The organism is Rhizobium sp. LjRoot30, from assembly GCF_964253915.1.
In the GTDB taxonomy this organism is placed as follows: domain Bacteria; phylum Pseudomonadota; class Alphaproteobacteria; order Rhizobiales; family Rhizobiaceae; genus Metarhizobium.
The window spans coordinates 1-766 of sequence record NZ_CAXUSG020000056.1; the positions used below are offsets into that span (position 1 = coordinate 1).

A 766-nucleotide genomic window follows, 5' to 3' on the forward strand; every position below is an offset into this window, starting at 1 on the left:
GTCGCCCGGTTTCAATGTCGGCACCAGAACCTGAGCGACATAGGCCTCGAACCACTCACCGTTGATCGGCCCGTCGATGACAAGCGGGGCTACCATTCCCGTGCTGCGCAGGCCTGCAACCAGCGTGGTCGTTTTGCGATGACCATGAGGAAAGCCCATCCGCAACCGCTCACCCTTGCGGCATCGTCCATGGGTGCGGGCCATGTTGGTCGCCGTCCAGGTCTCGTCGATGAACACGAGCCGCTCCGGGTCGAGATCGAGCTGGTCCTCGAACCAGCATTGTCGCTTTTCCAGGATGTCCGGACGGCTTTGCTCTACCGCGTGGCCAGTCTTTTTTTGCGCGTCTGGTCGTGCCGAACCAGAAACCGGTGCAGGGCCGACTTACTCGCGATGATGCCTTGGGTCGAAAGAGCGTCACGAAGCTCGAACAACGTCCCATCCCGGTGCTGTGCGAGCCAGGCCATGATCAGATCGGCGTGAGCTTCAATCTTATGCGAACTACGGTCGCCACCGAGCGGACCGGGGCGAACGTTCCCCTGCTGGATTTGTAGGTTGCGCCAACGGCTCACGCTGGCTGCGCTGACGCCGAAACGCTCGGCAGCCTCCCTATGCGAAGCGCCGCCGTCAACGGCGGCAAGCACACGTATGCGAAGATCAACGGAAAGGGCTTTTGACATATCTGCCGACCTCCATCGGCAGATAGCTTGAATCAGAACACCAGCGATTTGAAAAGAAGTTCGATTCAATCAGTCAGGGAAATGCTCTA

Annotated in this window: 1 pseudogene; it reads right to left on the reverse strand. The window is 59.4% G+C overall.

The features are described 5' to 3' along the window. Window positions 1–677: pseudogene (locus ACSQ3I_RS28125) on the reverse strand (IS630 family transposase); the annotation flags it as partial. Window positions 678–766: the final 89 nt, after the last annotated feature.